Genomic DNA, 23,158 nt, shown 5'->3' with positions numbered 1-23,158 from the left:
AGTGGACACAAAAACCAGAATGCTTAACCAAGTAGGCTGGCGCCTGGAATTAAAACAGGCCGGCTGCCCCCTCAGGAGGAGTAAGCCCCAAGTGACGCCACGCGGCGGCGGTAGCTACGCGGCCGCGTCCTGTTCGCGCAATCATCCCGGCACGCACCAGGTAGGGCTCACACACCTCCTCCACCGTCGAGGGTTCCTCGCCCACCGCAATGGCAAGGGTGCTCACGCCGACTGGTCCGCCGCCGTGCCCCTTAATTAAGGCATCGAGTACCGCCCGGTCCAAGCGATCGAGGCCCATTTCATCCACGTCGAAGACCTCGAGCGCCCCCTGGGCCGCGCTAAGATCAATCAGACCCGAGCCGTTGACCTCGGCATAGTCGCGAACGCGGCGCAACAGACGGTTAGCAATACGCGGGGTGCCACGCGAACGAGAACCAATTTCTACCGCTGCATCATGGTCAATATGTACGTCTAAGATGTGCGCCGCACGCTTAATCACCTGAGTTAAGTCAGCCGTGTCGTAGTACTCCATTTGCGCAGTAAAGCCGAATCGATCACGCAGGGGGCCAGTAAGCATGCCGGCGCGTGTTGTAGCCCCTACCAGGGTAAAAGGCGGGATTTCCAGCGGAATGGAGGTAGCACCAGGCCCCTTGCCTACGATGACGTCAATACGGAAATCTTCCATCGCCATATACAGCATTTCTTCCGCCGGACGAGCAATACGGTGGATCTCATCGATGAAAAGCACGTCACCCTCCATCAGATTAGAAAGCATGGCGGCCAAATCGCCGGCGCGCTCTAAGGCAGGCCCCGAAGTCATACGCAGTGAGGTCCCCAACTCCTGGGAGATAATCATCGCCATGGTGGTCTTACCCAGACCAGGCGGGCCAGAGAGCAGAACGTGGTCCGGCGTAACTCCGCGATTCTTAGCGCCTTTGAGCACCAAGGAAAGCTGCTCGCGCACCTTGGGCTGGCCTATAAACTCATCTAGCGACTTCGGGCGCAATGACCGCTCAATATCATGTTCCTCGGAGTGTGCGGTCGCTTCGACGTCGCTATTGCGCTGCGAGGAATGCGCCGCGTCGACGCCGTCGGGGAGGTTAAATTCGGTGCGCTCAATATCGGACATGATTGTTCAGCCTTCCTACCTGCCGTTACTTTTTCTTGCCCAGCTGCGCTAGAGCCGCACGCAAGAGGGAAGACGTATCGGCATCAGGGTTCTCCGCGTATGCCGCTTCCACCACAGGCCGCGCTCCCTTATCAGTAAACCCAAGACCAATGAGCGCTTCCGTCACGCTTTCTACCACGGCCCCGCCGGCTGGCGCGACGGCGGTATCGCTGGCACCTGCAGTAGAGGGCTCGCTTGGCGCAAAGGCAGCCACCTTATCTTTCAGCTCCAATGCTAAGCGCTGAGCCATACGCTTGCCGACGCCCGGGATAGATTGCAGCGCCTTCACGTCTTCCGCACCAATTACAGCTGCGAGCTCCCCTGCGCCCATGACCGAAAGCGCCGCCAAAGCAAGCTTTGGTCCGAGCCCCGACACGGATTGCAGAACTTGGAACATCTCGCGGTCCTCATCAGCGCTAAAGCCATAAAGAGTCAGGGAGTCTTCCTTGACCACCAAGTTGGTGAGAACCGTAGCTGGTTCCCCGCGGCGCAAAGTGCCCAGCGTTTTTGGGGCGGCCAAGAACTTGTATCCCACACCTGCACAATCGATGACCCCATGGTCGAGCCCAATATGGATTACCTCTCCACGCAGTGCAGCAATCATTGGCTTCCTATCCTTTTCTCTCAGTAAATTTCTCTACCGCTTCTTAGCTTGTCCGCGCACGCCACTTGTCTTGGCTCCAAGCCCAAGACCATTCTGGTCCATCCGCGCAATGGCAGGGGCGCGCCAGCAATGACACACCGCCAAGGCGAGTGCATCGGCGGCGTCGGCAGGCTTGGGCGGCTCCGTCAACCCCAGAATACGGGTGATCATAGTGGTCATCTGCTTTTTATCGGCGCGTCCATTTCCAGAGATTGCCTTTTTCACCTCGGATGGGGTGTACATATACACCGGAATATCGCGCTCAGCTGCAGCCAGCACCAACACCCCTACCACGTGGGCAGTTTGCATGACCGTGGAGACCTGGCCGCGTTCGAAGACTCGCTCGATCGCTACCACATCCGGCGTATAGTCATCCATCCATTCTTTCGCTGCCACTGAAAGACGCAGGAGGCGCTCCGTTAAGTCTTTATCGCTAGGGGTACGAACCACGCCTACAGAAACCGGGAGGATTGCTCGGCCGCGACCAGCTTGAACCACGGAAAGTCCGCAACGCGTCAAGCCCGGGTCAATCCCCATCACGCGCATTCCTTCTAGGTTCATCTCTCCCCCATTGTCATGTCAGCGCCTTATCGCACCGCCTACTGCCCCCATTATGGACTACACACAGGTGTTCTACAAACGTAGCAGTCCACCCCACCATAGCGAAGCGCCGGCAGCGCCTCCGGCGAGCAATTCTCGCGGAGCGCTCCCGGCGCTACATAGCCGCCGCTATTGCGGCGAAGAGGTGATTAACCCTCGTTCAACTCGGCTAGTACCTCATCGGACAGGTCCATGTTGGTGTAGACGTTTTGCACGTCATCGGAGTCTTCCAAAGCATCAATGAGGCGGAAAATCTTCTTGGCATCGTTGGCATCAAGCGGCACCTCAACAGAAGCGCGGAAGTCATTATCAGAGTCATCGACCTCAATATCGGCTTCCTTGAGCGCGTCCTTAACGGCCTGCACATCCGTCGGAGCGCAGACGATTTCGAACTTCTCGCCCTGGTCCTTTACCTCTTCCGCGCCAGCTTCTAGCACGGCCATCAAAACATCGTCTTCCGTCAGCTCGCCCTTTTCTATTAGGACGTAGCCGGTACGGGTGAACATATAGGCCACGGAGCCGGATTCGCCCAAGTTGCCGCCGTTTTTAGACATAGCGGTACGCACGTCGGTCGCCGCACGGTTGCGGTTATCCGTAAGGCACTCAATGAGCATGGCCACGCCGTTGGGGCCATAGCCTTCGTACATGATGGTTTCCCAGTCGGCGCCGCCGGCTTCCTCACCGGATCCACGCTTGCGAGCACGCTCAATATTGTCATTGGGGACGGAGGCCTTCTTGGCCTTCTTGATCATGTCATCAAGGGTTGGGTTAGCCGCTGGGTCACCACCGCCGGTGCGGGCCGCCACTTCGATATTCTTGATCAGCTTGGCAAATTCCTTGCCACGCTTTGCATCGTTGGCAGCCTTTTTATGCTTGGTAGTTGCCCATTTCGAGTGGCCTGACATGTAGTCCCTTTCTAATCGGGTGCTGAAACTGGTGGCAATTATACGTGTGCTGCATGAATGCGTGAAAGCGACCCCCTTATAAGCGGGGCATATTTACACGTTGTGCCAATTGCCATGGGCGGAGCCGCTGCCCAGCTTTTCATCCAAGAAGCGCGTGAGGCCCTCTTGATTGACCAAAGCCACCAATTCGCCCTCCTCCGTAAAGAGCTTGCCGCGCGCAATTGCCGTTCCTTGAAATGCTGAGGGTGATACTTGCTCATATAAGAGCCATTCATCCACGCGAATAGGACGCAGGAACCAAATGGCATGGTCGAGGCTGGCCAACTGCACTTTCTCTCCTTGATGCGGAAGGAGCGCGGAGCGGATGAGAGTCATATCCGACATGTAGGTCAGCGCGGCGCGGTGGAAAGCCGGATCCTGCGGAAGCTCAACGGTATTGCGAAACCAGATATGACGAAATCCTGCACCGGTGCGTTCCGCTGCCACAGGGTCTCGGCCTTCCTCTGGTACCAAGCGGATATCCCATTCCTCCCACTCTTTGAGGATGATGCGGGTGGAGTAAGGCGCACCGCCACCGGAACGAGCTGTTTCTTCGGGCCCAGGTACCTCCGGCATGGGATCTTGGTGCTGCGGTCCGCAGTCCCCATCGCGATGGAAGCTCGCCATGGCAGAGAAAAGTAGCGTGCCCCCTTGGTAGGCGCGTACCTGCCGGTTGGCAAAGGATCTGCCGTCCCGAATGCGCTCGACCCGCAACTCAATCGGCCGGCTCGCGTCACCAGGCCCCACAAAATAGCCGTGCAGGGAGTGAACCTCTTTCCCGGAAACGGTGCGTTGGGCCGCGGCCACTGCTTGGCCAGCAATATGTCCGCCGAAGGTACGCTCAATCCGCGACTCCACCGCCGGGCCACTAAAGACATCGTCCGCTCCCGTTTTCTCTATGTCCAAAATCTCGCGGATGGCCGCCATCTCCACACTCCCAATGTCCTAAATCACTACCGCTAGCAATTGTCGTCCACACTACTAAAAGGCCGAGCCGCCGATTCCTTTTCTCATTATCTCTCCCCCATTTTTTGGCATAAGTGGAAGAATTTTCTAGAAGAAACTATGTCCGCCACCGAAGTGAGCGCTCTTTGAATAAAGTCTTTTGGGTGAAACGCCTCGCTTCTGTTCCTGCAGTTTGGATTGGGTGGGTTATCGCCCGCCTGTGCCTTGTATATCTACTCAAGATTGACCACAGTCCCAGGGGCGATGTCGCATATTATTTTGCGGGTATCTACGGCGACGACCCAACTCAAATGACCGAGTACCCTCATGCAGGCACGTGGCCTACGGTGCTTTTGGGGTGGCTCACCGGTGAAAATATCACCGCTTTCTATATCGGCTTTACCATCATGACGCTGCTTGTCGACGCCGCGTTTTTAGCCCTGCTGCTGCGCCACCATCCCACCCAACCGCGCGCTTTTTGGGCCGCGTGGTTCTGGGTTTTCTTCGGCACCGCGGCAGGCCATGCCTTTGTGTGGCGCCTCGATATTTTCCCCTCCCTAGCCGTCGCCGGAGCAGCCGCCCTTCTGGCTACCCATCCCCTTATTGCCTCGGCGTTACTGGGCTTTGCCACCACCATGAAGCTTTGGCCCGGAGTGCTCGCCGCAGGCTTAGTGGGCCGCTTCAATAGGTCTGCGACCTGGCAACGCCTGCTCGTCTTCTTCTGCACCATCATTGCAGTCTGCGCCATAACGGTTGCCACCTGTGGCACCGAACGCTTACTTTCACCTTTAAACTACCAGGGCGTGCGCGGACTCCAGTTGGAGTCCATCCCGGCGACCTTCCTGTTGCTGCAAGCGCATCGCCACCCCGGCCGCTGGGATTTGGGCTACGCCGCTTCCAAGAGCTTTGAGATCTCCGGGCCCGGCGTGGATACCGCCATCAGGTGGAGCACCATAGCCATCATTATCATGCTGGTGTTTGCGGTGGGATGGGCGCTCTACCGGCTGTGTGCCGGCGGATGGACCACGCGCACCACCATGGCGTTCTTTAGCGTTATGGTCTTGCTCCTTATCGCGACCAATAAGGTTTTCTCCCCGCAATACATCGTCTGGCTCGGCCCGCTGCTTGCAGTGGTGATCCGCCAGCGACTTCCACAAGGGTTTACTACCTTGCGGGTAGTCCAGCGCCTGCTAGCGGTCTGCGCCATTATCGCCGCTGCGCTGGGTACTTTGGTCTATCCGTTTAACTACGACTACATCTGGCATTACGTGGGCGAGAATATGTTCCCCGTGTATCTCTTGGTGGCCCGCAATATTCTCATCGTGGTTATGGCCATCATTGGGCTTATATGGTTTGCGCTCGAGGTGGCGCTGGCTGGAAAACTGGAACGCGCAGGAATTCACCAGCCACACGCGCCAAGCGCCCTGGCACAGCCGGTTTTACGCCGCCGAGGCGGCCGGCACTCGCTTCGGTCATAAAACCGCTCAGCAGGCTACTCAGCCAGCATGTAGTCAAAGTATTCCGGCAGCTTTGCGGTGCCGCCCAGATGGAAAAGCCGCACCGCAGGGCGCAGACGCAAAGCACGAGTATCGCTGACCGCTTCGTTATAAAAGCGGTGGGCGAGCTGGATACGCCCTTCGGCGTCGGCAAGCGCAGCGGGGCGGCGCTCTGCGGGAAACTCCCGCACAATGGCGGCAGAAAGCTCCCGCTCGGCCAGCGTGCGCGGTTCGAAGTGGCCTTGGTAAAGCTCGGTGGATTCGGCTCTTTGGGCCAGGGCCGCCAGGCCCGGTGCCACTGCCGCTGTGACCGCTGCCCTGCGGTCTAGGGCCGCCTGTAGCTGTGCCAGCGAGGCATCGGTGCGAATGTGCAGTGAGTTGAGCCGCTGAGCGGTAAAAAGCGCCCAGGACCCCACGATGATGAGCAGAAAGAGGACTAGCGCAATTTCAATGGCCATTAGCGCTTCACCCTCACCTTGGTTCCGTCCTGGACGGTTTCATAGACCTGCATAACAGCTGCTGCCACATGGTCCCAGTCATACGTGCTGGCACGCTCGACACCATTGCGTGTCAGCCGAACCCGGTACTCGGCATCATCAAGCACCTCACTTAAGACGCGCGCCAGATCTTCACTATCCTCATTGCGGAAGAGTGCGCCGGCAGGCTCATCAGAATCGGCGTTGCACACCGCGCGGAAGGCTTCAAGGTCAGAAGCAACTACTGCCGCGCCGGCCGCCATGGCCTCTACTAACACAATGCCGAAACTTTCGCCCCCAGTATTTGGGGCCACGTATACATCGGCGCGGCCGAGGATCTCGGCCTTTTCGGCATCGCTGACTCGGCCGACAAAATCTACGCCTTCTACCTCGCGAGCACGGCCGCCACCCATGATGGTAACGCGGAGGGGGTGGTCTATCTGGCGGAGCGCACGAAGCAGGATATCCAGCCCCTTGCGCGGCTCGTCGAGCCTGCCTAAGAAGACTACTTCTAAAGGATCTCCGGGGGCCTTGGCTGGGCTGCGGCGCCGTGCCTGCGCGTATACCGATGTATCCACGCCGTTGGGAATGAGGACTGGGTCTCCGCCCAATTGCTCCACCTGCCAGCGGCGCGCCATATCTGAAACCGCGATACCGCCGCGGATCTTTTCCAAAAAAGGCGCGAGGAAAGGCTTGGCAAGGGTCAAGACCAGCGAGCTCGACGCGGAGGCGTGATACGTGGCCACCAACGGTCCCTGCGCTACGGCCAGCGCGGTCATGGAAAAGCTCGGGGAATTGGGCTCATGGATGTGCAAAACATCAAAGTCGCCATCTTTGATAAAGCGTTTGACCTTGCGCGTTACCTGAGGTCCGACGGACAGGCGGGCCACCGAACCGTTATAAGCAATGGGAAAAGCCGGGCCTCCCTTGACCACAAAATCAGGCAGCGGCGTGGAGTCAGAAGCGGGGCCGATGACTTGAACATAGTGCCCTTGCTCTATATATACAGTGGCTAGATCAAGGATATGGGCTTGAACTCCGCCCGGTTCATCAAAGGAGTAGGGGCACACGATGCCGATCCGCATTATTTCTCGCCTTCCTGCCGTGCACCAGCGTGGCGGCTATCACGGGCCTTGTGCGCGGCGCGCGCTTGCCGACGCCTCTCAATATCGACATTCCACTGCGGCTGCAGCATATGCCAATCCTCCGGATGCCGGCGAATATTGGCAGCGAAGCCATCGGCCATGCGTTGCGTAGTCTCTTGTACGTTTGTTACCTCAAGTTCCGGAGACACCGATAGGCCCCAGCCCTCTCCCTTAAACCATGAGTGCACCACATGGAGGGCGGCACCAGTCTCCAGCGCAAGGCGGGCGGGTCCGGCGGCCATATTGGCCTCCTCCCCCATGAAATCTACGCTCACACCACTTCGAGTCAGGTCACGCTCGGCCAGCAGGCACACCACGCCGCCAGCTTCTAATACTTCTTTGAGGCGAGCAAAAGGCGAGGCTTCGCCCCCGGTGAGGGGAAGGACCTCAAAACCGAGGGTTTCGCGGTAGTCCACAAAGGCGTCGAAAAGCACTGCGGGCTTCAAGCGCTCTGCGACAGTGGTGAACTGGCCATAGTGGCCCACGAGGAAGACACCCGCCATGTCCCAATTACCCGAATGTGGGAGGGCCAAAATAGTGCCGCGTCCGGATTGAGCGGAAGCATCAAAATGCTCGAGACCTTCCAAGCCGCTGAGTAAGCGCTCGTGCAGGCTGGCATCGCCGTGGATAGCCGGCAGGCGGAAGGCCTCCATCCAATAGCGCATATAGGAGCGAACGGAATCGCGTACCAGCGCGCGGGTAACGTTTTCTGGCCCCACCACGCGGGCAAGGTTGCGGCGCAAGCCTTCCATTCCGCGGCCATTGCTGCTGGCAAAATCTGCGCCCCACCGAAACAGCGTGCGCGCAATGGGCTCAGGCAGCCGACGCACCACCTTCCACCCCGCGAGGTAGCCCGCCGCGGAGAGGTCTTCTTTATCCCACATGGTGTTAAAACCTCCTGGTTTTTCGGTGGTGCTCAGCGAGCTAGTGCTGCTCCTGGCGGGCAGCGATGACCATGCGCTGGCACACGGTGAAGATGGAGCCAACGGCAAGGATCCACAGCGCTACCTCGATAGCATGCGGAACGCCAAGGCCCTCAAGGCCAATGCCGCCCAAGCCCAAGATAAGCCGCTCAGGGCGCTCGATGAGGCCGCCGACCATCTTGAACCCAGACGCCTCTCCCCTAGCCTTGATATAGGAAATGACCTGGGAACATACCAAGGTGACAAAGCAAGCGATGACCGTAATGCGGGAAGAATCCGCGGAATAAATCAGCCACCACGCAATAGCGCTAAACAAGGCACCATCGGTGATTCGATCGCAGGAAGCATCCAAGGTCGCGCCAAAGGCGGTGGCTTTGCCAGTCAGACGCGCCATGGTGCCGTCGAGCATGTCAAAGGCGGCAAAGAGGCCGGATAATACGGCAGCGGAAAACAGGTGACCGGTAGGAATGAGGATCACCGAAATAGCAATGGTGACAATGGTTCCCACAATAGTGACCACATTCGGGGTCAGGCCCAGCTTTAAAAAGGCCTTCGCTATAGGTTCCACCACCACGGCGGCGGGCTTTCGCCCATGCACGCTAAGCACGCGAATCCTCCTCTTCCATCTCGCGCCAACCTTCTGCCAGCACGCGGCGTGTATCCTGCAGAAGCTGCGGTAATACCTTAGTCCCATCAAGGACAGTCATAAAGTTACTATCCCCAGGCCACCTTGGCACCACATGCAGGTGCAGGTGATCTCCCACGGAGCCTCCTGAAGCGCGACCCAAGTTCAAACCTACGTTAATGGCCTCTGGGTGAGAGACGCGTTTGAGTACCCGGATAGCCTTTTGCGCAAACTCCATCAGCTCTTGAGATTCCTCTTGCGTTAGGTTCTCAAGCTGAGATTCTTTACGGTACGGCACCACCATGAGGTGTCCAGCGTTGTACGGAAAGAGGTTTAGCAATGCATAAACGCTCTTGCCGCGGGCGATGATGAGCCCGTCTTCGTCGCTACCCTGCGGGGCGGCAACGAAGGGGTCCTCAGAGCGCTTGGCTATATAAGCCATGCGATAAGGTGCCCACAGCCGTTCTAGACGGTCCGGGTCGCCCGCGCCTGAGTCAACGAAGGTCCCCTCCACCGCTCCATTGTCGAAAGCGGCGGAGCTTTCGGTCTCGCGCGTCTTTTTAGCGTCGGGCACTGATGAGCTCTTCAGTCGGCTGCTCGTTATTGCGTTCTGCGACCCACGCAGTGATGAGTTCCACAGCCTCATTCACTGGCACACCGTTGACCTGGGTGCCATCTAGGAAGCGGAAGGACACGGCGCCGGCTTCCACATCGCGGGCACCGGCGACCAGCATGAATGGGACCTTTCCGGTGGTGTGATTGCGAATCTTTTTCTGCATGCGGTCATCGGAGGTATCCACATCGGCGCGGATTCCCTTCTGGCGCAGCTGTGCGGCAACTTCTTCAAGGTGCGGGGAGAATTCATCTGCCACCGGGATACCCACCACCTGGTGCGGCGCCAGCCAAGCTGGGAATGCGCCAGCGTAGTGCTCCAGCAGCACACCAAAGAAACGTTCAATGGAGCCAAAGAGCGCACGGTGAATCATGATCGGGCGCTTCTTTGTTCCGTCCGAAGCGGTGTACTCCAGCTCGAAACGCTCGGGCAAGTTGAAGTCCAATTGCACGGTAGACATCTGCCAGGTACGGCCAATGGCATCGCGGGCCTGGACAGAAATCTTTGGACCGTAGAACGCGGCGCCGGCTGGGTCCGGTACCAGCTCCAAGCCAGACTTTTCCGCGACCGACTGCAAGATGGAAGTCGAGCGCTCCCAAATCTCGTCGGAACCGACGAACTTATTCGGATCCTTGGTGGAAAGCTCCAGGTAGAAATCAGACAGGCCATAGTCCTTCAGCAAGGAGATGATGAAGTCTAGGACCTTGGTGAGTTCTTCTTCCAGCTGTTCTTCGGTGCAGTAAATGTGCGCGTCGTCCTGGGTAAAGCCGCGGGCACGGGTCAGACCGTGGACCACGCCGGACTTTTCGTAGCGGTAGACGGTGCCGAACTCAAATAGGCGCAGCGGTAACTCGCGGTAGGAACGGCCACGGGATGCAAAAATCAGGTTGTGCATCGGGCAGTTCATGGGCTTGGCGTAGTAGTCCTGCGGCTCCTTGACGGTATTGCCTTCTTCGTCATACTCGCCATCGAGCTGCATTGGCGGGAACATGCCATCGGCGTAGAAGTCCAGGTGGCCCGACTTCTTGAAGAGATCACCCTTGGTGATATGCGGAGTGTTGACAAAGGAATAGCCGGCCTGGACGTGGCGGTTGCGAGAGTGGTTTTCCATCTCCATGCGCACGGTGGCACCATTCGGGTGGAATACCGGGAAACCGGAGCCAATCTCATCTGGGAAGGAGAAGAGGTCTAGCTCTTGGCCCAAGCGGCGATGGTCGCGCTTTTCAGCCTCTTCCACCATGGTCTGGTAGGCCTCCAGGGCCTCCTTGGACTCAAAAGCGGTGCCGTAAATGCGCTGCAGGCCAGCCTTAGACTGATCTCCGCGCCAGTATGCAGCAGAAGAGCGGGTTAGCGTGAAGGCCGGGATGTACTTGGTGGTTGGAACGTGCGGTCCGCGGCAGAGGTCGAACCACTCTACTTCCCCGGTGCGCGGGTTGATGTTGTCATAGTGGGTCAGATCGCCAGAACCAACCTCGGCGGCCTCATCGGAGTCAGGGTCAACGTTGCCCTTGTCCTGGACCAGCTCGAGCTTGAAGGGTTCTCCGGCAAGCGCCTGCTCCGCTTCTGCAGCGGATTCGTAAACGTGGCGCTCAAAACGCTGGCCTCCCTTAATGATCTTCTTCATGCGCTTTTCAATCGCCTTGAGATCTTCCGGGGTGAAAGGCTCCGCGGTTTGAAAATCGAAGTAGAAGCCATTTTCAATGGCCGGGCCGATGCCCAGCTTGGTGCCGGGGAATTCGGCCTGCACGGCCTGCGCCATAACGTGGCCGCAGGAGTGGCGGATTACCGCGCGACCGTCTTCCTCGCAGGCGGCTACCGGGGTGAAGGTGGATTCCGTGTCGGGGGTGTGCGACAAATCAAAGAGAGTGCCGTCTTCACCGCGAACGACTACGACAGCCTCAGGGCCCTTATTGGGAAGATTGAGCTCTCGCATTGCTGCGCCCACGGCCTGGCCGGCGGGCACGGTGAAGGAATCGTAATTGACCGGTACTGCGGGAATGAGTTCCGCCATAATCGCGCTCCTTTATGCGCTCGTGCGTCGGCGGCATACCTGGCCGCGTCCGCTATTTAAATTTACGGATAGCTATTCTACAACCCTGCATACTCGCAAAGCGATTTCGCCCACCAAGATTCACGCCCATCCGCGTCGAGGGTGCCCGGCGGGCAGAAATACATAGCGGAGCCGATATGGGTCAGCCACTCATTCATCAGGTCAGATTTATCCAAACGGGCCTGGATAGGCTCGAATTGCTTGGTGGGATCCTGCTGATAGCAGATGAAAACCTGGCCGATATTGGAAAGCTGCCCATCCTTGCCATCGGGGGCCAGCTCATAGTTATACGGCCGGCGTAGGATGCGTTGCTCCGGATGATCAGCAGGTGGCGCGGCCACGGCCATGTGCGAGTTTTTATCAATCACCGGCAAGCCGTAGTCATCTACCGCATCGAAATCTGCAGCATCAAATTCTTCTTCACCGGTAAGCGGGGCGCCGGTGTCAAGCTTACGGCCCACCGCATTTTCACGGGAGGAGCGATCCAGCTTCTCCCACGTATCCACGTTCATGCGAATGCGACGCACCACCATGGCCGTTCCCCCTTGCGCCCACTTCGGCCCTTCATCGATCCACACTTGGGCTGCAAAATCTTCCTCGCTGCGCGGGTTAACGGTGCCGTCCTTTTGCCCGAACATATTGCGCGCAGTAGCGCCCTTTTCGTGGCTGCCATAGGCATTAATAAATCCCTGCTGCAGCCACTTCACACTGGCATAGTGCTCACCGGCTCGCACCATGTGGCGCAGTGCATAAGTATTCATCAACGGGTCATCGCAACAAATCTGAAGGACAATATCGCTTTGTCCCCATTGTCGTTGCAGCTCATCACGCTTAAAGGAACGCACATCTCCCAACCAGTGTGGTTTCTCCACGCCGAGCAGGGAGAATACCTTCTGGCCTAGACCGCAGGTGATGGTCAAGTTGGCGGGCTGTTGCACCATTTCCGGTTCCAGGGTGCCCAGCGGCGGCTCCCCCGTACACAGCGCGCGGGCGTCCTCGGTCCACAATTTCATCAGGCTGGCAAACCCCCGCTTGTCGACGCCCCTTTTAAAGTCAAACCCCACCAGATTCAGGTGAGCCTGCTCTGCGGTAGCAATGCCCGCCTGATGCTCGCCGTCAAAAGCCACGAGGGCGTCGGCAAGCGCAGGCTGTTCCTGTGCCCCAGCATCCGGGGAAGAGCCCTGGTTATTGCAGCCTGCCAACGCGAAGGCGCTGGTCGATACCGCAGCGCCAGTGAGAAATCCCCTTCTGCTGAACCCAGACATGGTTAGTGGTCGTGGCCTTCCTTATTGTGGGACATATCTCCGTGCTCCATGTGGGACATATCGTGGCCTTCCATATCGCCGTAGTCCTCATCCCCGGAAGGCATGCTACGCGTTTGGATCTCGCCCAGATCGAGCTCTTCGCCGCCTTCTAGCTTCACCTTAAGGTCAAGGGATTCACCGGGAGCGATGTGGTTTCCCATTTCCATGAGCATGAAGTGGTCACCGCCTGGTGCAAGTTCGTGGGACTCGCCGGCCTTGACCACCAACGGGCTCGACATTTCCTGCATCTTGCCATCGACGGTCTCATGGATCTGGTTCACCTTGGCATTAAGACTGGTGGAAAAACCGGTGATAGCGATGTCCTTATCGGTGTGGTTCACCAAGGTGCCAAAAATAGCAGTCATGTCTTTATCTTCGTTGGCACGCACGACCGCGTCTTCGAAGGTCAGGTCCTCGGCTGCGGCGGGGGAGGACTTCTCCGCAGCGCTGGAGGTGGCATCAACCTTCGACTCGGTGGAGTCATTTTGGTTCTGCGGGGAGCAACCCGCCAGGGCAAGGCCGGCCACAGTTAACCCCACAAGGGCAATGCTAGAAATCTTGGACATTATTTTTCACCTTCCGAATCAATGCGACGAGACTTGCCAATAAATAGGGCAACTACTGCGGCAATTGCCAAAACGCCGCCCACGCCCAAAATGATTTTCAGCGACATCGGCAGCCCCTCGGTTGCTTCCTGGTCTGTCGCGTCAGACTCGCCAGCCTCGGGGTTTTCGGCCCCGTCACCTTTAACGGAAAATTCCACACCACCGCGAGTAGCGTGTCCATCCGAAGACGTGATTTGGAAACCCACCTGGTAGTTGCCCGGCCCAGGGTTAACCCCCTCAGGAGTCTCAATTGTGAGGTCTCGTTCATGGAGCTGCGGTTCCTGGCTAAAGAGCTTCTCACCGGTATCGGCGTTGGTTACGGCAAAGGTGTTGAAGTCCTCTTTGGGGATGCCAGAAAACTCAAGGGTGATTTCCTTAGGGAACTCATCGAGTAGATCGCCGTCTTTGACCGAACCGCCAATAACGGAGTCGTGCGCGAATGCGGCAGGCATCGACCCGCCCAAGACCAGTGCGGCTGTGCCCACTGCTGCGGCTGTGCGGCGCAGCCAAGGTACGCGGTAGCCCATAGATAGCTCCTTTGTGATGTTGGAAAAGCACAAGTTGAATTGTCAGACATACTAGCCCCGCGACTTGCCATAGCGGCAATCACAAAAGCAGCGCGTCGAGTCATATGTCGGCTTGAACTGGGCTCGAGTTCCGCTTCCTTAATAAAAAGAGGTATTTATCACTATTTAAGCCAAGTTGACTCAATTCCAGCGGACCTAGCCTTAGGACCTCTCCCCCTGCCGGGCATTAAAAAACGGACCAGAAACCATCAGAGCAAAAATAACCAGGGCGACGCCAACACCGATGAGCGTCAAAGGCCACGCCCCGCTGCCACTGCCTCCAGCCGCATCTGCCGCAGTAAGGCCCATAAAGAAAAGCACAGTCCCCGAAACAAAAGACGCGAAGCCGCAGGCTCCAACCAATAGCGGTACCACTAGTGCGCGTGACATCTTTCCTCCTCCGCTTTGGGTTATGACTCTTCAAAGGCAAGCGTATCGCACAGCACACGGAAGGAGACAAGAAAAAGCGGGTTAAGGGTCAAAAAGTGTGTCCGGAATCGCGGATTTTCACGGATTGACCTGTAGGTTTCCGGAAAGTATATGCTCCGGAAGCATATATCTAGCCCCCGACGGGAAATCCTCGGTGTGGCAGCCGTGATGTGCTATGCGCGGCGTGGTGTGGTGTCGCAATGTCGAAGAACCAACCACGCTGCCACTGCGGCGGTGAAATGAAACGCAACGGCACCACCAGCAAAGGCACCACCAGATGGCGCTGCAAACAATGCGGCGCCTCCAGCGTCAAACGTCGAAACGACATCACCAACGCGGCAGTGTTCACCCAGTTCATCGAGCATTGCACCACCGCAATATCACTCGACGACCTAGCCAAACGAAACGGTGTTAGCCGCGCCACCATGAAGCGGCGCTTCAAGTGGTGCTGGCTCGTTGATGTGCCTGACCCCACCGCCGGCCACCACAAGCGGATCTACGACCAGGTATTTCTCGATGGCACCTACACCGCCGGTGGCTGCCTGATCGTCGCGGCGACCATCGACCACGTGATCGCCTGGCACTGGTGCAAACACGAAACCACCCGCGACTACCAACTGCTGCTTGAACGCATCGAAGCCCCACTCATCGCCGTCATCGACGGCGGCCAAGGCGCATACAGCGCAATCAAAAAGTGCTGGCCGACTACGAAAATTCAACGCTGCCTCGTCCACGCCCAACGCGTGGTCCGCCGCTACACCACCACCAACCCACGCACCGATGCCGGGCGCACCATCTACCGACTTGCGCTGAAACTGACCCGGATCACCACACTGGATGAAGCCGCCGCGTGGGGTGTGCAACTGCACGAGTTTTCAACGATCTACCGGGAATGGATGAACGAGAAAACCATGATCAAAGACCCCAAAACAGGTGCATGGACCCGCGTGTGGACCCACCACAACGTGCGCAAGGCCTACAACAGCCTCAACCATCTTTGGCGGTCCGAGATGCTGTTTGTCTACCTCAACCCGCCAGCAGGAGTCCTTGCGCCCGAGCGGATCAAATCCACCACCAACAGCTTAGAAGGCGGCATCAACGCCCAGCTCAAACTGCTCGCCAGAACCCACCGCGGCAGATCAGGCGAACGACAACGCCGCATGCTGGATTGGTGGCTCTACTTAAAAACGGAACTGCCTGACGATCCAGTACGAATCGCCAGGCAGTCCGACTGGGGCCAGGGCCAACTCGCCAAAGTATCCACCCTGACCCAAACCGAGAACCAAGCCGACCACGAAACAGGACGCCCAGCCCTCTACGACAACGCTATCGACACCGACTACACCCACTCAATCGGCATTCAAAAAGGCCAAATCTAACCCCCGCGACACGCCGAGCCAGACACACATTTTGACCCTTAACCCCATTTTGACCCTTAACCCGAAAAAGCCGCCCCGTCTCTGGGGCGGCTACATGGAGCGGATGACGAGACTCGAACTCGCGACCCTCACCTTGGCAAGGTGATGCGCTACCAACTGCGCTACATCCGCACAACAAACCGGAGTTTGCTACAGAGCCTAAAAAGAGACTCTCGTGCGCGATACTGGGATTGAACCAGTGACCTCTTCCGTGTCAGGGAAGCGCTCTCCCACTGAGCTAATCGCGCTTAATGCCCGAAGGCATTAAGAAGTTGAGGTGGAAACGGGAATCGAACCCGTGTGCACGGTTTTGCAGACCGTTGCCTCACCACTCGGCCATTCCACCGTGGCGATACCGCCTCACACAATACAGTGCTGGAGCGGATGACGAGACTCGAACTCGCGACCCTCACCTTGGCAAGGTGATGCGCTACCAACTGCGCTACATCCGCATGCGAAACCAGGCCCGGTTTCTAGGACAAAGTCCTTGTGCGCGATACTGGGATTGAACCAGTGACCTCTTCCGTGTCAGGGAAGCGCTCTCCCACTGAGCTAATCGCGCGCTATTCACTTAGAATCACTCTTCACAGGTAGCCCTTTGAAAAGCGTGGAGCGGATGACGAGACTCGAACTCGCGACCCTCACCTTGGCAAGGTGATGCGCTACCAACTGCGCTACATCCGCATTGCGCCGCAAACTTTTATTCCGTTGCGGTGCGAGAAGAAACATTATCGTGCTCCGCGCCAGTTTCCAAATCCCCAGCCCAGCGCCTTGCTTTTAACCGCCGATATTCCACGTTTGTACGTTCCCAAATCACACCGGTGTGATTCTTGTGGACCGCAGGCGCCCAGCCGCCTCCCGCTCATGAGTAGCCCTACGCAGCCAATTAGGTATTTGAATTTCAAGCGGTGTACATTTAGCCACCGCACGGTCCTATAGCTCAGTGGGAGAGCGTTCCGTTCACACCGGAAAGGTCACTGGTTCAATCCCAGTTAGGACCACCACTTCCCCGCCCAGCGCTCCTCTTCACAAGGAGCCTGGGCGGGTTACTTTGTGTGCCGGTAAAGTGTTCCGTCGTGTTGTGGATCCTTTTAGGCGTTATCGCTGGGCTCGTTTTGCCCGTACAGACCCTGGTTAATACGCGCTTGCGCTTGTCAACAGGCACCCCCTTTTCTTCTTCGCTTATCTCTTTCGCCGTGGGCACGGTGACCTTGCTCGTTATCGCCACCGCTGTCACCGGCGGTGAATTCGGCCTTTCCCGCACAGCTGGCCAACCACTGTGGATATGGTTCGGCGGTTTGCTCGGCGTAGTTGCGCTTACTGGGAATATTCTCCTATTTCCCCACTTGGGTGCCGTCCAGACCGTAGTTCTTCCCATCGCCGGCCAGATCATCATGGGGCTCGTCATCGATCACCTTGGGCTCTTTGACTCCCCTATATCCCCGCTGACCGTGGTTCGCATGCTAGGGGCTCTCATCGTCCTAGGCGGAGTAATCGCCATCGTCGCCGGCCCCGGCGCGCCCACGAAGCGTGAGGACAGTGCCACAGCGCTGTGGATGTGGCGCTTAGCGGGGTTTGTTTTTGGCTGTTTTACTGCAAGCCAATCCGCGATCAATGGTCACCTGGGCCAGATTACTGGCTCACCTGTTAGCGCGGCTTTAGTTTCTTTCAGCGTCGGGGTATCTGCCCTTGCCATTGTGAATATTGTTCTACGCTGGCGACCTCGCATTGAGCGCCCCGAGGGGAAGAACAATCCCTGGTGGATGTGGGTTGGTGGCGTCCTGGGTGCGTTGTTTGTTTTTGGCAACGCGGCTTTGGTACCACAACTGGGCACGGGGCTTACCGTGGTCGCGACTCTGCTCGGCTCCATGCTGGGGTCCCTACTCATTGATCGCTTGCGTGGCGCCCGCGTAACGCTGCGCCAGGTAGCCGGCATTGCAGTGATACTGGTCGGCGTGATTCTCATCCGTCTGGTGTAGCCCGTCTTGCTGAGGTTATGGCGCTGTTATTGCCATGCTGGGCACTCGCCGCTCTGGCTACACTGGGATGACATGGATATCTCTTCGCTTTTGGGTCCTGATTCCCGCGGCACATTCACCATCCGTACGAATATGGTCAGCACGTTGACCGGATCGGCGACGATGAACCATGTCTCAGAAGACATGGGAAATGACACCGATGGACAACTTTTTGCAGCTCTACGGGACTGGGCAGACGTGGTGTTGGTGGGCGCGCAAACGGTGCGCGCAGAAGATTACTCCGGCGTTGTTCCTAGCACCGATGGCTCGCGTCCAGCTCCTATTGCAGTGCCTTCTCGCAGCCTTGATTTCGATATCGACTCGGACTTTTTTACAGACTTTACTACCCCACCTGTCATCTTGGCCCCACACAGCAGCTGGGAGGATGAAGACATCGTTACCCGAATCGAGGCTATTGAAAGCACGGGGGCAGAGGTCTGCGATGCCGGTGAAGGAAGCGTGCGCGACTACATATCCGTCCTGAAGGATCGCGGGTTTAAGCGCGTGCTATGTGAAGGCGGACCAGGAATGATTGGGCAATTAGTGGACGCCGATGCGATTGACCAGATGTATTTGACCCTGGATCCGCATCTGTCTACCGGCGTAGAGACTCCGATGGCTACTTTTAAGGGCGAGCATTCCCACCGGCGCATGCAGTTGGAAAATGTCGCGGCCGATACGGATGGCACGGTGTTTCTGCGGTATTCCCGCACCCGCGAGGACGTAGACTAAGGCGCCGTGAATTCCCGAATCAGTGTTGCCGCTTGGCCCGTGGCCGTATTGCTCGTTGTGCACCGCGTATTCATCATTGCGCGCAACGGCACGCCAACGGATGATTTCACCACCGTGTATAACGCGGTGGCGCGCATGTCCAGCAGCCAGCCGGTCTACGAGCAGGCCTATAATCACGTTGACCCGCTGTATCTGTATACCCCGGGAGCCACGCTGCTGCTTGCGCCATTAGGGCACCTAGACTTCTCACTTGCGCGAGGACTATTCATCGTGGCGAATGCGGCCGCGATCATCGCGGCACTGGCGGTGCTTACCCTTATAGTGGACCGCAAGCTCACCTCGCCCGTGTGGCCGGTATCTATTGCGCTGGCGTTTGTCACGGAGTCAGTGACCAATACGCTTGCCTTTACCAATATCAACGGCGTTCTCTTGCTGTGTCTGGCCGTGTTTTTGTGGGCCTTTTTGCGGGCCGAGCGCACCCCGTGGTTGGGCTGGGTGGCAGGCGTGGTCATTGGCCTTGCCATCGTCATTAAGCCGCAGTTTGCGCCGCTGCTCTTCCTGCCCTTGGTAAAGCTCCAGTGGCGCAGTCTCGCCGAGGGCATCGGAGTTCCGGTGATTCTCAATCTACTGGCGTGGCCGGTGGTGCCGGGCGCCAGCGGCTTTTTCGAAAAGCTGCTGCCCTATCTTTCGGAAACTCGTGACTATGCCAATTCTTCCTGGGCGGGTTTCCACGCCTACGTTAATTTTGGCGCCGGGTTGTATTGGACCGTGTGGCTGATTTTTGCCGGTCTTACGGCCGCAGCGATTCTCGGGCTTTTACGCTGGCGCAACTCCGACCCAACCTTGTGGGCACTGACCACTAGCGGGGCGATAATGGTGGGAATTTTCTTCCTGTCTTCCCTAGGCCAGCAGTACTATTCCATGTGGCTTTTCCCGCTGATGTTTACCGTTGTGCTCCCGCGCTCGGTATTTCATTCCGCAGGAGCGTGGTTGGCGGCATTTCTCTTTTTGGCTCCGGTCTCGTGGGCGTCTACAGCGCACCCGGATGCTGGGCGGTGGATGAATTTTTTCACGGCCACGGCAGGATGGGCGCTGCTTATCGTCGCAATTTTCGCTACGGTCGCTGGCTGGTGGCGTGCCGCGCGCAGAGCGGTTTAGACTCGGCCCATGACCGATTTCAAGCTCATTGCTGATACCGAATGGCGCCAGCGCTTAAGCCCCGAGGAATACTATGTTCTGCGTGAGGCAGGTACGGAGCCGCCCCATGTAGGCGAGTACACCAATACTACTACCGAGGGTGTCTATTCTTGCCGCGCGTGTGGAGCGGAGCTTTTCCGTTCCACGGAAAAGTTTGAGTCCCATTGTGGCTGGCCGTCTTTCTTCTCCCCGCTTGCCGGAGACAAGATCATCGAGCGAGAAGATAACTCGCTAGGCATGCGCCGAGTAGAGGTCTTGTGTGCCAACTGCGAATCGCACCTAGGCCACGTCTTTGAGGGCGAGGGCTACGACACCCCTACTGACCTTCGCTATTGCATTAACTCCATTTGCCTTGACCTGGAGGAAAAACCGGTAGAAGGTGGCACCGCTTAAAGGGCCTCGACACAACTTACGCCCCGTCAGCAGCCTGGCTGCCAGGCTAGTGAAGGGGCGCAGCCCGGGACGTCGCCAAGCAGGGCTTTTGCTGGGCGACGCTTCTTTTAGGGCAGTACTGCAATGAGTTCTGCTACGTCCTTGACGCGACGGCCGGTGTGGAAAGGAATTTCCTCGCGCACGTGGTGACGGGCTTCGGTATAGCGCATCAGGTACATCAGGTCGACGATACGGTGGAGCTCATCCGCCTCAAAGGCCAGAATCCACTCGTAGTCACCCAACGCAAAAGCCGGTACGGTATTAGCTCGCACATCAGGATAATCACGCGCTTGCATGCCGTGCTCCATAAGGATGCGGCGGCGCTTTTCCTCGTCCATGGTGTACCAGTCATAGGAGCGCACGAAGGGATAGACCGAGATCCACTCCTTTGGCTCCTCGCCCATGATGAAAGACGGCAGGTGCGACTTATTAAACTCCGCTGGACGGTGCAAAGCGTTGCCTACCCAGGTCACTTCGCTAACCTGGCCCAAGGTGGTCTCGCGGCGAAAGTCCCCAAAGACCTTCTGCAGGTCAGAGAATTCCTCGGCGTGCCACCAGATCATAAAATCAGCAGAATCGCGCATAGCCGTGAGGTCATAGATACCGCGCACCGTCACTTTGCCAGCCTCTTCAACGTCGGCGAAGAACTTCTGCGCTTGGGCGATGATTTCCGCTCGCTCGGTGCCGAGCGCCCCCGGGATCACCTTAAAAACTGCGTGCTGGGAATATTGCTGAACCGCATTGAGTTCCTTGTAGTCTAGCTTCGCCATTGCGTTCTCCTTTGCCAAAGCCTCTGGGTAATCGGACATATCCATCATAAGTTGGATATGAAACCTTGTCACTTCCCCCGCCGCGGGGATGCCGACACGCTCTCGCATCGGCGCGCCTCCCCCAGCTAGAGGCTGGGAAACTATAGCTTGAACGTCGTGAGCAATTCCGAATCGACCACCCCACGCAGCGCCGAGGCTTCCGCCCCCACTCCTTTGCACAGGCAGGCGGAAAGCCACGAACCAGCTACCCCCGCCGCATTCACCCAAGCAGTGGAGTCAATGCACGCGGCCGACCTGCGCCCCGAGATAACCCTGGGCTCCATTCGCCCACCGCAGCGCCTTGCGCCGTTTAGCCACGCTATCGGCCTCGAGGTGGGAGGCGAAGACAACCCAGACATCGTGCCCACTGATGCGGAAGGCGATGCATTTGGCCGCCTTATCTTGCTCCACGATCCGGGTGCTGAGGAAGCCTGGGAGGGCGCTATGCGCCTTGTGGCGTATATTCAGGCCGATATGGATGATGCCGTAGCAGGAGATCCGCTCTTGCCCGATGTGGCTTGGCAGTGGCTCAATGAAGGCTTAGAAGAGGAAGGCGCCGACCACACCAACTTGGGTGGCACCGTCACCTCTACCGCGTCCGTTCGATTTGGGGAGATTGGTGGCCCACCGCGCGCCTATCAAATCGAAATGCGTGCTTCGTGGACCGCTGAAGGCCTCGATCTGGCGCCTCACGTGCAGGCTTTTGCAAAGGTATTGGCTAACGTTGCCGGCCTCCCTCCTGAGGGCGTTACCAAGCTCGGCCACTAGAATGCCAGAATTGCGCAGCCGGCCGGTAGAGGGCATCCCGGCGGTCCTTGCTACCCGGGATGGATTCACCGCTGCCGCCGCACGCCTAGCTGCAGGTACGGGCCCGTTTGCCATCGATACTGAACGCGCCTCTGGTTATCGCTACGATGACCGCGCCTTCGTAGTTCAAATTCGCCGCCGCGGCGCAGGCACCATGCTTTTTGCCCCTGAAGGCCATCGCGCGGAGCTCACCGCTGCCCTCGCCCCAGTACTCAACGGGGCGGAATGGATAATTCATGCCGCGCATTCGGATTTGCCCTGCCTAGGGTGGCTTGGGCTATTCCCCGGCTCCATCTTTGATACCGAGCTAGCGGCGCGGCTCGCTGGTTTCGACCGCCCGAATCTGGGCACAATGGTTGCAGAGCTTTTTGATATCGAATTAGAAAAAGGCTACGGCGACGCTGACTGGTCAACCCCGCAGCTCAGCGAGGAACTCAAGGCCTATGCCGCACTAGATGTGGAGCTGCTCCTCGAGCTAGCCGATTCACTACGCGATATCTTGGCCGAACAAGACAAAATGGATTGGGCGCTAGAGGAATTTTCCTCCATTGTCCGCGAGCATGCCGGTGATACTCACCCGCAGCCACCTACTTGGCGCGACCTAAAGGGAGTCTCCAACCTGCGCAACGGCAGCCAGCTTGCCGCCGCTCGAGCGCTATGGCTCAAACGGGACGCAATAGCTCGGCGCACCGATACTGCACCCGGCCGGGTTTTAGCGAATAAGACGCTGGTAGAAATTGCGCGCGCTCTCCCCACCTCTGGTAGCGATTTGGCCCGCATCAAGGGTTTTCCCCGCCGGCGCAAGGGGGCCACCGCCCGCTGGATGGCGGTGCTAAACCAGGCGCGCGCCATTCCCCCGCACCAGCGGCCTCGCGTGCACCGTACCCCGCATCCGGTCCCTTCCAAGACCATCTGGACCAAGGACTACCCTGATCTCTGGGAGATATATCAAACTATTCGCGCCGACATCGCGGAACTAGGCGATGATCTTGGAATGTCCTCCGAGCTTATTATCCGCCCCGCCACCGTGCGCGCCGCAGTATGGGCGAAGGTAGGGGTACGTGCTGATAAACGCCACCGCGGACCTGATTCTGTTGCCGGTTCCATCCGCCAGCCAGACGACGTCGCTGCGTTTCTCCGCGGGGAAGGCGCGCGCGAATGGCAAATAGAATTGACCGCCCCGCTTATCGTGGACGGTCTTTTCTAGAAGATA

Annotated in this window: 23 protein-coding genes and 7 tRNA genes; 9 read left to right on the top strand and 21 right to left on the bottom strand. The window is 58.1% G+C overall.

Annotated features, from left to right (window positions below):
- Positions 1-49 precede the first annotated feature (49 nt).
- From ruvB to I6I12_RS06080, 5 genes are all read right to left on the bottom strand, one after another.
- Positions 50-1,129, bottom strand: a complete 1,080-nt coding sequence (gene ruvB / locus I6I12_RS06100) for a Holliday junction branch migration DNA helicase RuvB (RefSeq protein ID WP_200287408.1) — start codon at positions 1,127-1,129, stop codon at positions 50-52.
- Positions 1,130-1,154: 25 nt separating this feature from the next.
- Positions 1,155-1,772: a Holliday junction branch migration protein RuvA gene (gene ruvA / locus I6I12_RS06095; protein WP_200287406.1), complete on the bottom strand. Its 618-nt coding sequence runs from the start codon at positions 1,770-1,772 to the stop codon at positions 1,155-1,157.
- 33 nt (positions 1,773-1,805) lie between these two features.
- A complete protein-coding gene (gene ruvC / locus I6I12_RS06090) occupies positions 1,806-2,372 on the bottom strand; it encodes a crossover junction endodeoxyribonuclease RuvC (protein ID WP_200287404.1) in 567 nt (188 codons plus the stop codon).
- Between the two features lie 188 nt (positions 2,373-2,560).
- Entirely contained in the window at positions 2,561-3,316 is a 756-nt protein-coding gene (locus tag I6I12_RS06085) for a YebC/PmpR family DNA-binding transcriptional regulator (RefSeq protein ID WP_023021430.1), read from the bottom strand.
- Positions 3,317-3,409: 93 nt separating this feature from the next.
- Positions 3,410-4,282, bottom strand: coding sequence for an acyl-CoA thioesterase (locus I6I12_RS06080; RefSeq protein ID WP_200287402.1), 873 nt, complete (start codon positions 4,280-4,282; stop codon positions 3,410-3,412).
- Positions 4,283-4,464: 182 nt separating this feature from the next.
- On the opposite strand from I6I12_RS06080, the gene I6I12_RS06075 reads away from it, so the two are divergent.
- On the top strand, positions 4,465-5,778 hold the full coding sequence (locus I6I12_RS06075; RefSeq protein ID WP_200287400.1) for a glycosyltransferase 87 family protein: 1,314 nt from the start codon (positions 4,465-4,467) through the stop codon (positions 5,776-5,778).
- A 14-nt stretch (positions 5,779-5,792) separates the two neighbouring features.
- On the opposite strand, the gene I6I12_RS06070 is transcribed toward I6I12_RS06075, so the two are convergent.
- The 9 genes from I6I12_RS06070 to I6I12_RS06030 all read right to left on the bottom strand — a co-directional run bounded on the left by I6I12_RS06070 (position 5,793) and on the right by I6I12_RS06030 (position 14,064).
- Positions 5,793-6,254 carry a hypothetical protein gene (locus I6I12_RS06070; RefSeq protein WP_086587568.1) on the bottom strand — a complete coding sequence of 154 codons (462 nt, stop codon included), beginning with the start codon at positions 6,252-6,254 and terminating at the stop codon, positions 5,793-5,795.
- The gene (locus tag I6I12_RS06065; RefSeq protein ID WP_200287399.1) at positions 6,254-7,357 is read right to left on the bottom strand and encodes a glycosyltransferase family 4 protein; all 1,104 of its coding nucleotides are present in this window, start codon (positions 7,355-7,357) and stop codon (positions 6,254-6,256) included. The genes I6I12_RS06070 and I6I12_RS06065 overlap by 1 nt, the downstream gene beginning before the upstream one ends.
- Positions 7,357-8,301: a phosphatidylinositol mannoside acyltransferase gene (locus I6I12_RS06060; protein WP_200287397.1), complete on the bottom strand. Its 945-nt coding sequence runs from the start codon at positions 8,299-8,301 to the stop codon at positions 7,357-7,359. The genes I6I12_RS06065 and I6I12_RS06060 overlap by 1 nt, the downstream gene beginning before the upstream one ends.
- A gap of 40 nt (positions 8,302-8,341) precedes the next feature.
- Positions 8,342-8,947, bottom strand: a complete 606-nt coding sequence (gene pgsA / locus I6I12_RS06055) for a phosphatidylinositol phosphate synthase (RefSeq protein ID WP_049360666.1) — start codon at positions 8,945-8,947, stop codon at positions 8,342-8,344.
- A complete protein-coding gene (locus tag I6I12_RS06050; protein WP_408918441.1) occupies positions 8,940-9,539 on the bottom strand; it encodes an HIT family protein in 600 nt (199 codons plus the stop codon). The genes pgsA and I6I12_RS06050 overlap by 8 nt, the downstream gene beginning before the upstream one ends.
- Complete coding sequence (thrS, locus tag I6I12_RS06045; protein ID WP_023021422.1) at positions 9,526-11,589, bottom strand: threonine--tRNA ligase; 2,064 nt, start codon at positions 11,587-11,589, stop codon at positions 9,526-9,528. The genes I6I12_RS06050 and thrS overlap by 14 nt, the downstream gene beginning before the upstream one ends.
- Positions 11,590-11,666: 77 nt before the next feature.
- Positions 11,667-12,893, bottom strand: coding sequence for a Dyp-type peroxidase (locus I6I12_RS06040; RefSeq protein WP_200287396.1), 1,227 nt, complete (start codon positions 12,891-12,893; stop codon positions 11,667-11,669).
- 2 nt (positions 12,894-12,895) lie between these two features.
- Positions 12,896-13,498: a copper chaperone PCu(A)C gene (locus I6I12_RS06035; protein ID WP_200287394.1), complete on the bottom strand. Its 603-nt coding sequence runs from the start codon at positions 13,496-13,498 to the stop codon at positions 12,896-12,898.
- Entirely contained in the window at positions 13,498-14,064 is a 567-nt protein-coding gene (locus tag I6I12_RS06030; protein ID WP_200287392.1) for a copper resistance CopC family protein, read from the bottom strand. The genes I6I12_RS06035 and I6I12_RS06030 overlap by 1 nt, the downstream gene beginning before the upstream one ends.
- 668 nt (positions 14,065-14,732) lie before the next feature.
- Between I6I12_RS06030 and I6I12_RS06025 the strand changes: the two genes are divergently transcribed.
- Positions 14,733-15,911 (top strand): IS256-like element IS1249 family transposase, encoded by a 1,179-nt coding sequence (locus tag I6I12_RS06025; RefSeq protein ID WP_005323424.1) that lies wholly within the window; start codon positions 14,733-14,735, stop codon positions 15,909-15,911.
- Between the two features lie 95 nt (positions 15,912-16,006).
- Here I6I12_RS06025 and I6I12_RS06020 read toward each other — a convergent pair.
- The 6 genes from I6I12_RS06020 to I6I12_RS05995 form a co-directional block, all read right to left on the bottom strand.
- A tRNA-Gly gene (locus I6I12_RS06020) sits at positions 16,007-16,082 on the bottom strand.
- Positions 16,083-16,126: 44 nt separating this feature from the next.
- A tRNA-Val gene (locus tag I6I12_RS06015) sits at positions 16,127-16,198 on the bottom strand.
- Between the two features lie 27 nt (positions 16,199-16,225).
- Positions 16,226-16,296, bottom strand: a tRNA-Cys gene (locus I6I12_RS06010).
- 30 nt (positions 16,297-16,326) lie between these two features.
- Positions 16,327-16,402 (bottom strand) — tRNA-Gly (locus I6I12_RS06005).
- Positions 16,403-16,440: 38 nt separating this feature from the next.
- Positions 16,441-16,512 (bottom strand) — tRNA-Val (locus tag I6I12_RS06000).
- Positions 16,513-16,558: 46 nt separating this feature from the next.
- Positions 16,559-16,634 (bottom strand) — tRNA-Gly (locus I6I12_RS05995).
- A gap of 245 nt (positions 16,635-16,879) precedes the next feature.
- Between I6I12_RS05995 and I6I12_RS05990 the strand changes: the two genes are divergently transcribed.
- The 5 genes from I6I12_RS05990 to msrB all read left to right on the top strand — a co-directional run bounded on the left by I6I12_RS05990 (position 16,880) and on the right by msrB (position 20,290).
- A tRNA-Val gene (locus I6I12_RS05990) sits at positions 16,880-16,954 on the top strand.
- A gap of 72 nt (positions 16,955-17,026) precedes the next feature.
- Entirely contained in the window at positions 17,027-17,929 is a 903-nt protein-coding gene (locus I6I12_RS05985; protein ID WP_200287391.1) for a DMT family transporter, read from the top strand.
- A gap of 72 nt (positions 17,930-18,001) precedes the next feature.
- Positions 18,002-18,700 carry a pyrimidine reductase family protein gene (locus tag I6I12_RS05980; RefSeq protein ID WP_023021416.1) on the top strand — a complete coding sequence of 233 codons (699 nt, stop codon included), beginning with the start codon at positions 18,002-18,004 and terminating at the stop codon, positions 18,698-18,700.
- 6 nt (positions 18,701-18,706) lie between these two features.
- Complete coding sequence (locus I6I12_RS05975) at positions 18,707-19,858, top strand: glycosyltransferase family 87 protein (protein ID WP_200287389.1); 1,152 nt, start codon at positions 18,707-18,709, stop codon at positions 19,856-19,858.
- 9 nt (positions 19,859-19,867) lie between these two features.
- Positions 19,868-20,290, top strand: a complete 423-nt coding sequence (msrB, locus tag I6I12_RS05970; RefSeq protein ID WP_023021414.1) for a peptide-methionine (R)-S-oxide reductase MsrB — start codon at positions 19,868-19,870, stop codon at positions 20,288-20,290.
- A gap of 107 nt (positions 20,291-20,397) precedes the next feature.
- Here msrB and hemQ read toward each other — a convergent pair whose 3' ends face one another.
- Complete coding sequence (hemQ, locus tag I6I12_RS05965; protein WP_034655844.1) at positions 20,398-21,099, bottom strand: hydrogen peroxide-dependent heme synthase; 702 nt, start codon at positions 21,097-21,099, stop codon at positions 20,398-20,400.
- A 213-nt stretch (positions 21,100-21,312) separates the two neighbouring features.
- Between hemQ and I6I12_RS05960 the strand changes: the two genes are divergently transcribed.
- Positions 21,313-21,906: a DUF3000 domain-containing protein gene (locus I6I12_RS05960; RefSeq protein ID WP_232212620.1), complete on the top strand. Its 594-nt coding sequence runs from the start codon at positions 21,313-21,315 to the stop codon at positions 21,904-21,906.
- 1 nt (position 21,907) lies between these two features.
- Complete coding sequence (locus I6I12_RS05955) at positions 21,908-23,152, top strand: HRDC domain-containing protein (protein WP_200288993.1); 1,245 nt, start codon at positions 21,908-21,910, stop codon at positions 23,150-23,152.
- Positions 23,153-23,158: the final 6 nt, after the last annotated feature.

The organism is Corynebacterium kefirresidentii, from assembly GCF_016599755.1.
Taxonomy (GTDB): Bacteria; Actinomycetota; Actinomycetes; order Mycobacteriales; family Mycobacteriaceae; genus Corynebacterium; species Corynebacterium kefirresidentii.
Note: the sequence above shows the minus strand (reverse complement) of the source record. Positions and strands in the feature narration are given on the sequence as shown.

Excerpts from the sequence above, each read along its gene's own strand:
- ruvB (WP_200287408.1), bottom strand. The coding sequence starts at position 1,129 with ATGTCCGATATTGAGCGCACCGAATTTAACCTCCCCGACGGCGTCGAC.
- ruvA (WP_200287406.1), bottom strand. The coding sequence starts at position 1,772 with ATGATTGCTGCACTGCGTGGAGAGGTAATCCATATTGGGCTCGACCAT.
- ruvC (WP_200287404.1), bottom strand. The coding sequence starts at position 2,372 with ATGAACCTAGAAGGAATGCGCGTGATGGGGATTGACCCGGGCTTGACG.
- I6I12_RS06085 (WP_023021430.1), bottom strand. The coding sequence starts at position 3,316 with ATGTCAGGCCACTCGAAATGGGCAACTACCAAGCATAAAAAGGCTGCC.
- I6I12_RS06080 (WP_200287402.1), bottom strand. The coding sequence starts at position 4,282 with ATGGCGGCCATCCGCGAGATTTTGGACATAGAGAAAACGGGAGCGGAC.
- I6I12_RS06070 (WP_086587568.1), bottom strand. The coding sequence starts at position 6,254 with ATGGCCATTGAAATTGCGCTAGTCCTCTTTCTGCTCATCATCGTGGGG.
- I6I12_RS06065 (WP_200287399.1), bottom strand. The coding sequence starts at position 7,357 with ATGCGGATCGGCATCGTGTGCCCCTACTCCTTTGATGAACCGGGCGGA.
- I6I12_RS06060 (WP_200287397.1), bottom strand. The coding sequence starts at position 8,301 with ATGTGGGATAAAGAAGACCTCTCCGCGGCGGGCTACCTCGCGGGGTGG.
- thrS (WP_023021422.1), bottom strand. The coding sequence starts at position 11,589 with ATGGCGGAACTCATTCCCGCAGTACCGGTCAATTACGATTCCTTCACC.
- I6I12_RS06040 (WP_200287396.1), bottom strand. The coding sequence starts at position 12,893 with ATGTCTGGGTTCAGCAGAAGGGGATTTCTCACTGGCGCTGCGGTATCG.
- I6I12_RS06035 (WP_200287394.1), bottom strand. The coding sequence starts at position 13,498 with ATGTCCAAGATTTCTAGCATTGCCCTTGTGGGGTTAACTGTGGCCGGC.
- I6I12_RS06030 (WP_200287392.1), bottom strand. The coding sequence starts at position 14,064 with ATGGGCTACCGCGTACCTTGGCTGCGCCGCACAGCCGCAGCAGTGGGC.
- I6I12_RS06025 (WP_005323424.1), top strand. The coding sequence starts at position 14,733 with ATGTCGAAGAACCAACCACGCTGCCACTGCGGCGGTGAAATGAAACGC.
- I6I12_RS05980 (WP_023021416.1), top strand. The coding sequence starts at position 18,002 with ATGGATATCTCTTCGCTTTTGGGTCCTGATTCCCGCGGCACATTCACC.
- msrB (WP_023021414.1), top strand. The coding sequence starts at position 19,868 with ATGACCGATTTCAAGCTCATTGCTGATACCGAATGGCGCCAGCGCTTA.
- hemQ (WP_034655844.1), bottom strand. The coding sequence starts at position 21,099 with ATGGCGAAGCTAGACTACAAGGAACTCAATGCGGTTCAGCAATATTCC.
- I6I12_RS05955 (WP_200288993.1), top strand. The coding sequence starts at position 21,908 with ATGCCAGAATTGCGCAGCCGGCCGGTAGAGGGCATCCCGGCGGTCCTT.